We start from the raw sequence: 9013 nt of genomic DNA on the forward strand, positions 1-9013 counted from the left end.
CTGCGTTCGGGGGCCGGCCCCGCGTCCTTTGTGGGGGCGCGCCGCACGTAGGCACGCGCCTGCCCGGCCCTGGGGGCGGCTCGCGACGGCTTCGGTGTCGAGCGCGCTCTTCACGGGACCGGCGATCCACCTCGGCATCGTGACGGTGCACGATGACCCACCCTGTCCAGCGCGCCGAGCGCGGCCCGTCGAGCCCTCCACGAGCAGGCATCGTCCGGGTGGACGACGCTCGGGACGCCATGCCCCCAAGGATTTCCTCCCGAGGCTTACCCCAGCGGGGTACCTCCGGCGTTCGGTTGGCGTGCACGCAGCAGCGGAGTAGCGGGAGGATGGAGGGCAGACACGGCACCGGCCGTCGCCCGCTCCAGCAGACGGCACTCTGCTTCGGCGGCCGAAAGGAGCCCGAGGAATGGGAGCCACCGAACCCTCTCAGGGCGATCCTGGCGCGTCGGGTGTGGCGGCGTCCACACCGGGCGGCTTGATGGACGTGCTGAACGTGGCCGCCGTCCTCCTCGACACCAAGGGCAGGATCGACCTTTGGAGCCCGCAGGCGGAAATCCTCTTCGGCTACAGCGCCGAGGAGGCTCTGGGCCAGTACGCGGTCGATCTGCTGATCGACAAGGAGCACCGCAACACGGTGCTGGCGCTGTTCACCCAGGTCATGCAGGACGGTGAGAGCTGGGCCGGCGTCTTCCCCGTCCGGCACAAGGACGGCAGCACGCGGCAGGTGGAGTTCCGCAACATGCGGCTCCAGGACGACCAGAGCGACTACTGGGCCCTGGGGCTGGCCACGGACCAGGCGACGCTGCGGCAGGTGGAACGGAACCTCGCCCTGTCCGCCCAGCTGGTGTCCCAGTCGCCGATCGGTCTCGCCATGCTGGGCACCGACCTTCGCTACATCTCGGTGAATCCCGCGGAGGAGCGGATGAACGGCGTGCCGGCCGCCGAGCATGTCGGCCGGCACGCCAGCGAGGTGCTGCCGTTCCTCGACGATTCCTTCACCAGGGCCATGCAGGAAGTCCTGGCGACCGGGACGCCGATCCTGGACCAGTACACCGTCGGCCGCACCGCGGCCGACCCGGACAGTGACCACGCGTGGTCGATCTCGTTCTACCGCCTCGAAGCCCCCAACGGAAAAGTGCTGGGCGTGGCTACGTCCAGCGTCGACGTCACCGACCGGCACCGCGCCGTCGAAGAACAACGCCACACCGCCCTCACCCTGCAGCGCAGCCTGCTGCCCCAGCCCCCTCCCCGTCGGCCGGGGCTCGACATCGCCTTCCGCTATCGCCCCGCACAGGCATCCGTCGAGATCGGAGGCGACTGGTTCGATGTCATCCCCCTGAACAACGACAAGACCGCCCTCGTGGTCGGCGACGTCATGGGGAGCGGCGTCACGGCCGCAGCGGCCATGGGACAACTGCGCACCGCCACGAGGACGCTGGCCGACCTCGATCTGCCTCCCGCCCAGGTCATGCACCACCTGGACCACATCACGGACGGCCTCGGCACGATCGCGACCTGCGTCTACGCCGTCTTCGACCCCGCCGCGGCGCGGTGCCACGTCTCCCTGGCCGGGCACCTGCCGCCCGTGGTGCTCCACCCGGACGGTGCCCGCGAGTTGCTCGACCTCCCCACGGGCGCTCCTCTGGGCGGCTGCGGCATTCCCTTCGACACCACCTCCATCGACCTCGGACCGGGCGACCAGCTCGTCCTGTACACCGACGGCCTCGTCGAAACCCGCGACCAGGCGATCGACGCACGCCTCGACGCTCTCCTCGACGTCCTCGACGACCCCCACCGATCGCTCGACGCCACGTGCGACCTGCTCCTGCGCACCCTGCGCGGCGAAGGTGACCACGACGACGTGGCTCTCCTCATCGTCCGGGCCGGCGAGCAGTAGTGCGTGATACGGGACACTGCGAAGCCGGTTCGTGCGCGGTGTCGAGGGCCGAGCCGTCGCGGGTGGGGACGTCTGGCCGGCCAAGGGTGCGGCGGGACGTCTCCGGCGGCCGGGCAGGAACGGGGTCAGGGGGCTACGGCGGCCGGCGCGGGGGACGTCGTCGTACCGGAGGGGGCAGGGGCCGTGGCGGCGGACGTGCGTCGTCCGGCCATGCGGCACCCCAGGCAGTCGGGGTGCCCCTGTCGTGCCGCCCGGTCCCTCACCCGCCAGGGCCACTCGCTCGCCGGTCGAGGCCCTGTCGGCTTTCCCCATCCGGCCAGGTGCAGCAGCCAGGTCGTGAGACCGGCGAAGGCTCCGACGGCCGCGCCCATGACGGCCAGCGGCAGGGAGACCGTGACGACGGCGAGCGCCAGGACGCTCAAGCCGACGAAGGCGATCGCCGTTCCCGTCCAGCCGGCCACGGTGTGGCCGAGATCTACATCGCCGTGCGCGCTCATGACGTCCTTTCCGGAGGCTGGGGATACGCTGACTCAGGAGAAGATTTATCTCACGAGCTAAGCTACTTAGAGACTAAGGGAAGTTCGCGTTGGATGGCAAGGAGCGCCCCCGTTCCACCCCTGAGCAGGCACACGCGCAGATGGATCACCTCATCGCGCTGGGCATCGTGGCCCAGCACGACATGGCCCAGCGGCTGGGACTGAACGTCACGGACCTCACCTGCATGGGCTTCATCCTGGAGGCCGAGGGGGAACAGCGGCCGCTCACCGCGGGTGACCTCGCACAGCGGGCCAACCTGACCACGGGAGCCATCACCGGTGTCATCAACCGGCTCGAACGCGCGGGATACGCCCGACGCCGCAACGACCCGAACGACCGCAGACGCGTGCACGTCGTCGCCGACGCCACCGCCGCTGAGCGGTTGTTCGAGGTCTACGGGACCAACTACCGCCGCATGGCGGAACTCTTCGCCGACTACTCCCCGCAGGAGATCGCCGTACTGAACGACTGGCTCACGCGCGCCACCGGCATCCTCAGTACCTCCCTGGAAGAGGCACGCACCGCCGGGAACGGCTGACCAGCCCTGCCCGTGGTGAGGTGTGCCGGCGGTGAGCCAGGTCGTCCGGAGCGGACGGCCGCGTCACGGCCGGGTTGCTCCCAGGGTCTGGTCGGCCGTGGCGAAGTGGTGCTGCGTCGGCTGCAGCACGTCGTAGAGGTGGCCGAAGTACTCCGTCTCCGCCGTTCCTGTCAGCACCCCGAGGAGGAAGGCGAGGCACCCCATGTCGTGGTGCTCCCACAGGGGGCCGCGCCCCTCGTTGTAGAGCACGGTCCATTCGTCGGGGTGCTGCCCGGGCCGCACGAGCCAGTACAGGAACGCCCCCGTACCCTCCTCGAACGCCCACGGCACGACCCGTGCCCCCGCCTCCAGCAGGCCGGCGGGTTTGTCCTCGAACTCCCACAGGCCGGCCAGGATCTCGTCCCGTTCCGTCGTCTGCGCGCGCAGGTCGCAGTCGTCGTAGGCGGAGCCGGGGACGAGCAGCCAGACCGTCTCGTCGAAGATGCCGTCGCCGTATGCCTCGACGAGCCGCTTGTAGTCGGCGGGCAGAGCCGTACCGAGGTCGCGCTCGGCTTGATGCCAGTCCACGGCAGGTGGCGGATCGGCGGGCGGCGGGCAGAGGCGGACGAGCATATCGAGGGCGGCCATGGCATGGACGCTACCGGGCCAACGGCCGCTGACCGTAGGCGGGTCGGCGGGCCGAACCCAGCCCACTCCCCCGCGCAGGGGGCCCGCTTGTCGGGACCGTCGAGAGATGCGACCGGCGACAGCGACCGATGAGCGGAAACGACCGAACCCCGTGGCACGATGCCTCCATGGAAGTCGACTGTTTGGGCAACTCCGCCCCCTCAGGCCGAGAGAACGCGCGAGGGCCTGTCCCGCGGGAGTACACCGCCCGCGGGTGAAACACGACGGTGTACGCAGCACGGCAGTCGAGATCGCCGAAGCCCTCAACCGATCCGGTACTCCGACACCCGGAGGCGGTGCCTGTTGGTATCCGTCACGCCTCCTGCGCACTCAGGGCGCCACAAGCCTCCTGCGCACGCTGCGAGATGACCAGGGGGAGGTGACATGGCGGACGCCTCCTGTCGGTGGGCAGTGGGGTCGCACGGGGGCTCGGGGGCCGGGGCGCACGCTTCGCGATCATCGCTCCCCGGGGCGGCCGTGTCGTTGTGGGATCGGCCAACGTTGCGGCCGCCGGACGCGCGGCGGCAACGTTGTTTCGCCCACGGCACCACCGCAGGATCCACGGTGCCCGCACCAACCGCGGGCCGTGCAGGATCCGAAGGAGGACCCATGGGCTCGATGGCCGACGAGTTGCGCCGACGCAAACCCCTGAAGGACATGATCGCCGAGGCCGACGGCGCCTACTCGGGGCCTCCTTTGCGGCGCAGCATGGGACTGTGGCAGCTGACTCTGCTGGGCGTCAGCTCGGTCGTGGGCACCGGGATCTTCTTCGTCCTGGGCACCACGGTGCCCAAGGCCGGCCCCGGCGTCATCCTGTCGTTCGGTGTGGCCGCCGCCGTCGCCGGACTCGGGGCCCTGTGCTACGTGGAGCTGGCGGGCGCTGTGCCGGTGTCGGGGAGCACGTACTCCTACGCCTACGCGTCGCTCGGCGAAGGCGCCGCGTATCTCGTGGCGTGGTGCCTCATCCTGGAGTACGGGGTCGCCGTCTCCACCGTGGCCGTCTCCTGGGGGCAGTACCTCAACGAGGTCGGCGACACGCTCCTCGGCGTCACCCTGCCCGACGCGATCAGCCAACCCCCGGGGGCGGGGGGCCTGGTGAACGTGCCGGCCCTCGTCGTGGTGCTGCTGTGTTCCCTGCTTCTCGCCCGAGGGACCAGGGAGTCGGCGCGGGTGAACGCGGTCATGGTGTGCGTCAAGATCGGTGTTCTGGTGTTCTTCGTCGCCGTGGCGCTGACCGCCTTCACCGGTGACCACTTCTCCGACTTCGCCCCGCACGGCATCGGTGGGGTCACCGTCGCCGCCTCCGGTGTCTTCTTCTCCTACGTCGGATTCGACACGGTCTCCACCGCCGGCGAGGAAGTACGCAATCCCCGGCGCACGATCCCCTTGGCGCTGCTGTTCACCCTGCTCGTCGTCACCGCGCTGTATGTCGCCGTCGCCGTCGCCGCGGTGGGCGCCCAGCCGACGGACCGGTTCGGCGAGCAGGCGGACGCGGGGCAGGCCGTCCTCGCGGAGATCCTGCGCGAGGTCACCGGATCGGGCTGGCCCGCACTGGTGCTCTCGGCCGGCGCGGTCGTGTCCATCTTCAGCGTCGTGCTGGTCACCCTGTTCGGACAGACCCGCATCCTGTTCTCGATGGCCCGCGACGGCCTCGTTCCCGAGGTCTTCCGGCGCGTCGACCGCAAGCGGCACACGCCTGCCCGCAACACGTGGATCGTCGGTGCGGGCGTGGGTCTGCTCGCCGCGTTCGTGCCGCTGCAGCAGCTCGCCGATCTGACCAGCCTGGGCACACTGATCGCGTTCGTCGCCGTCGCGGCGGCCGTCGTCGTGCTCCGGCGTATCGCACCGGACGCGCCCCGCCCGTTCCGTGTCCCCTTCTATCCCGTCGTGCCGATCCTGTCCGCGCTGTCCTGCCTGTACCTGGCGTACCTGCTGCCGGGCGTCACCTGGACGCTGTTCGCCGTCTGGCTGGCTCTGGCTGCCGTGCTGTACCTCGGATTCGGGCGTCGTCACTCGAAGCTCCGGCGCGACGCGCCGGCGCCGGCGCCGAGCGCGGTGTCGGCCGACTCCGGCGAAGCCGGCCACGGTGCGGAGGTCGGGGGCGACGGTGGCCCGGGCGAGGCGGACGCGGACGCCCCGGGCGTGGGCACGGCGGGCGCGGGGCGGGATGTCACGGACGGGCGGGTCCCGCCTCCGGCCGGGGAGGGCGGGGCGTCGGTGCCGCGCGCCTGAGTTCCAGCCAGGCGACGAGCCGCACGTCCGGCTCGTCCAGGTCGAGCCGGAACAGCTCGTGGATCCGCCGCAGCCGGTGACGCAGGGTGTTGGGATGCACCTTCAGCCGTGCTGCGGCGGACGCGACGTCACCCGTCGCGTCGAGCCACGCGGTCGCCGTGGTGCCGTAGTCGGTTCCTTGGGCGCGGTCGTGGGCCAGCAGGGCGTCGATCTCCGGCAGGCGCAGCCACGTGTCCCGCTCGAGCTCGTCGCCCAGGCGGTCCAGCAGGATGCGATGCCGCACCTCGGACGTCGTGGCCGCCGGCCGTCCGGGCTCCTGATGGGCGGTGGCCCGCAGGATCCCGTCCACCTCGCGGCGCAGCGCGGCCGACTGCGCGAGGTCGGTGTACGGCCGGGACACCACCGCCCGCGCGTCGTCGCCCACTGATCGCCGTACCGCCGCGAGCGCGCTGTCGGCGAACCGGCGGCCCGCCGACAGGCCCGTCGCCGGGAGCAGGACGTACACGGCTCCGGCGTCGGCGGCCACGGTCGCGTGCGCCCGGTGAGCCGCGCAGTGCCGCATCAGCACCCACTCGACATGGGTGAGCACCGCCGGATTCGGGATCGCGGCCCCGGCACCGCCCTCGCCGGTCGCGCGTGCCGATGCGGGTGCGGGGGTGGCGGGTGCGAAGGCCGTGAGACAGAACTCCACCCCCGGGCGCAGTCCGAGCAGATCCGCGGCCTCGTCGGCGGGCGGTCCCGAACGGTGGAGAACGGCCCGCAGCGTGTCGCGCCGCATGCGCCGCTCGGCCTCGGGAAGGTTCAGCGCACGCAGCAGGTGCGGCGCCGCGAACCGTGCCGCGTCCAGGAGTTGGGCCTCGGCGGTTCCGCTGAGCCCCTCGGCCGGTTCGATCGCCCACAAGGTGCCCAGCGGCAGTGCCCCGGCCCGGATGGCGACCGCGGCCCGCGGCAGCTCCTCCCCCATGGCGGGAAAGCGCACGGCGCCGGTCGCGGCGAGGACCTGCCGGTACTGCCGGCGCTGTTCGGGGACGTCCGGGACGCGGCGGTGCAGGATGCCCCACTGCCGTACGGAATCGATGCGTACGCCCGCGACCTTCGAGTAGGCCACCACGTTCTGCTCCAGGTCCTCGATCGCCACCGAGCCTCCCACCACGGCGGCCAACGCGTCGGCCAGCGCGAAGAGTTCCTCGCCGCCCGCCGGTGCGGAGCCCGTCGTCCGCCCGCTGCCGTGGGCGGCCAGCACACAGCTCACCCCGGCGTCGACGGTGCGCCAGGGCATGGCGTCGTCGGCGGTGAACAGGGCGATCCCGTGGTCGCGTGCCTGCTCGATGAGCCGCTGCGGATCGTGCCCCCGCCGCTTGACCACGACGGCCGCGAACTCGCACTCCGCGGCCCGCCGCAGCACATCCCCCGCCCGCGGGTCGGTGATGCCGATGCCGACCAGGAGGAGGACGGCCCCGGGGCCATGCGGGACCGGCTCCTCCACGTCGTGGATCACGGTGCCGCTCACCGGCACGTGCAGGCCCGCGGGCGCCACCAGCAGCCGTACCGGGGACACCTCGGTGTCCTGGACCAGGGCCTGCAAGGTCACCGGATCCTGGCTGTCCCGCACGGTCGCGGGCGTTGTCGGATCGGACAACGGGTGCCTCGTTTCATGGGGAGAACGGCCACGGTGGTGTCGGGGGCGGGCTGCCAGGATAGCCACACGTCCACAGCCGAACCGAGAGGAAGATCCTCGCGCATGACCGTCGCCGAACAGCCCGCCGCACCCGCCACCTCACTCCTGGGGCTCTTCCCCGAGGGCTCCCACCTGGACGAACACGGCGAACTCGTCGTCGGCGGATGCCGCGCCACCGATCTGGCAGAGCGCTTCGGGACCCCGGCCGTCGTGGTCGACGAGGACGCGCTGCGAAGCCGGGCGCGGCGGTACGTCCACGCGATGGCGGAGCATTGGCCGAACAGCCAAGTGGTCTTCGCTTCGAAGTCCTTCCCCTGCACCGCCGTCGTACGGACCCTGGTCGAGGAAGGGCTGGGTGTGGACGTGGCCGGCGGCGGCGAACTCGTCACCGCGCTGGCCGCCGGCGCCGACCCTCGACAGCTCGTCGTCCACGGAAACGCCAAGACCCAGCAGGAGCTGGCGATGGCGGTGGACGCCGGGGCGGGCACCATCGTGGTGGACAACTTCGACGACATCGACCGCCTCGAGCGCGTGGTGGGCGACCGGCCCCAGCGGGTCCTGCTCCGGGTCATCCCCGAGGTGTCCGCGGACACGCACGAGGCGATGGTCACCGGACAGCGCGGCTCGAAGTTCGGGCTCACCATCCCGGACGCGGTCCGCGCCGCCGAGCGCCTGAAGGCGTCCGGTCGGCTGGAGCTGGAGGGTCTGCACGTGCATGTGGGCTCGCAGCTGCTCGACACCCAGCCGTTCCGCGAGGCCGTGGAAGCCCTCGCCGGCATCGAGGAACTGGGCGAACACGCCGTCTACGACCTCGGCGGAGGACTCGGTGTCCGCTACACCTACGACGACCGTCCCCCGACTGTCGAGGAGTACGTCAAGACCCTGACCGACGCGGCACGCACCCACCTGCCCCCGACAGCACGCCTGATCATCGAGCCCGGCCGCTCCCTCGTCGCCCAGGCCGCGATGACTCTCTACCGCGTCGTCACCGTCAAACCCGGCCCTCGCCCGCTCGTGGCCGTCGACGGCGGCATGGCCGACAACCTGGAACCGATGCTGTACGGGCAGCGGTTCGAAGCGACCGTCACCTCCCGGGTGGGCGGCGGACAGCGCTACGACCTCGTCGGACGCCACTGCGAGTCCGGGGACACCCTCATCCGCGACGTCCCGCTGCGCGACCCGCGCGTCGACGACGTCATCGCCGTGCCGGTGACCGGCGCGTACTGCGCCTCGCTCGCCAACAACTACAACGGTGCCCGTCGGCCCCCGATCGTGTTCTGCCGCGACGGCCAGGCGCGTGAGGTGGTCCGCAGGGAGACGTACGACGATCTGCTGCGACGCGACGTCCCTACGCCCCGGTCCCGGGTGGGGACCGATCCCAGGTAGCGGTGAGTGTCCGCAACGCCGGTGGTGGGGGGGGGGGGGGCGGCGCCCCCCCCCCCGCACCCCCCCCCCCCCCCGG

General features: G+C 71.7%; 7 protein-coding genes. 4 read left to right on the top strand and 3 right to left on the bottom strand.

Features of this window, described 5'->3' with window-relative positions:
- The first annotated feature begins 409 nt into the window (after positions 1 to 409).
- Entirely contained in the window at positions 410 to 1900 is a 1491-nt protein-coding gene (locus AB0D99_RS35330; RefSeq protein ID WP_362372233.1) for a SpoIIE family protein phosphatase, read from the top strand.
- Between the two features lie 125 nt (positions 1901 to 2025).
- On the opposite strand, the gene AB0D99_RS35335 is transcribed toward AB0D99_RS35330, so the two are convergent.
- Positions 2026 to 2397: an HGxxPAAW family protein gene (locus tag AB0D99_RS35335; RefSeq protein WP_362372236.1), complete on the bottom strand. Its 372-nt coding sequence runs from the start codon at positions 2395 to 2397 to the stop codon at positions 2026 to 2028.
- Between the two features lie 89 nt (positions 2398 to 2486).
- Here AB0D99_RS35335 and AB0D99_RS35340 point away from each other — a divergent pair, with 89 nt between their 5' ends.
- Complete coding sequence (locus AB0D99_RS35340) at positions 2487 to 2975, top strand: MarR family transcriptional regulator (RefSeq protein WP_362372239.1); 489 nt, start codon at positions 2487 to 2489, stop codon at positions 2973 to 2975.
- Positions 2976 to 3038: 63 nt separating this feature from the next.
- Here AB0D99_RS35340 and AB0D99_RS35345 read toward each other — a convergent pair whose 3' ends face one another.
- Positions 3039 to 3602: a hypothetical protein gene (locus tag AB0D99_RS35345; protein WP_362372242.1), complete on the bottom strand. Its 564-nt coding sequence runs from the start codon at positions 3600 to 3602 to the stop codon at positions 3039 to 3041.
- Positions 3603 to 4250: 648 nt separating this feature from the next.
- Between AB0D99_RS35345 and AB0D99_RS35350 the strand changes: the two genes are divergently transcribed.
- Complete coding sequence (locus AB0D99_RS35350) at positions 4251 to 5873, top strand: APC family permease (protein ID WP_362372245.1); 1623 nt, start codon at positions 4251 to 4253, stop codon at positions 5871 to 5873.
- Here the strand turns inward: AB0D99_RS35350 and AB0D99_RS35355 are convergent.
- Positions 5812 to 7512 carry a helix-turn-helix domain-containing protein gene (locus tag AB0D99_RS35355; protein ID WP_362372248.1) on the bottom strand — a complete coding sequence of 567 codons (1701 nt, stop codon included), beginning with the start codon at positions 7510 to 7512 and terminating at the stop codon, positions 5812 to 5814. The genes AB0D99_RS35350 and AB0D99_RS35355 overlap by 62 nt on opposite strands.
- Positions 7513 to 7614: 102 nt before the next feature.
- Here AB0D99_RS35355 and lysA point away from each other — a divergent pair, with 102 nt between their 5' ends.
- Positions 7615 to 8937 (top strand): diaminopimelate decarboxylase, encoded by a 1323-nt coding sequence (gene lysA, locus AB0D99_RS35360; RefSeq protein WP_362372251.1) that lies wholly within the window; start codon positions 7615 to 7617, stop codon positions 8935 to 8937.
- Positions 8938 to 9013 lie beyond the last annotated feature (76 nt).

It is taken from the genome of Streptomyces sp. NPDC047971 (assembly GCF_040653355.1).
GTDB lineage: Bacteria > Actinomycetota > Actinomycetes > Streptomycetales > Streptomycetaceae > Streptomyces.

Bases quoted from the DNA above. Each gene is read 5' to 3' on its own strand.
- lysA (WP_362372251.1), top strand. From the start codon at position 7,615: ATGACCGTCGCCGAACAGCCCGCCGCACCCGCCACCTCACTCCTGGGG.
- AB0D99_RS35335 (WP_362372236.1), bottom strand. From the start codon at position 2,397: ATGAGCGCGCACGGCGATGTAGATCTCGGCCACACCGTGGCCGGCTGG.
- AB0D99_RS35330 (WP_362372233.1), top strand. From the start codon at position 410: ATGGGAGCCACCGAACCCTCTCAGGGCGATCCTGGCGCGTCGGGTGTG.
- AB0D99_RS35350 (WP_362372245.1), top strand. From the start codon at position 4,251: ATGGGCTCGATGGCCGACGAGTTGCGCCGACGCAAACCCCTGAAGGAC.
- AB0D99_RS35345 (WP_362372242.1), bottom strand. From the start codon at position 3,602: ATGGCCGCCCTCGATATGCTCGTCCGCCTCTGCCCGCCGCCCGCCGAT.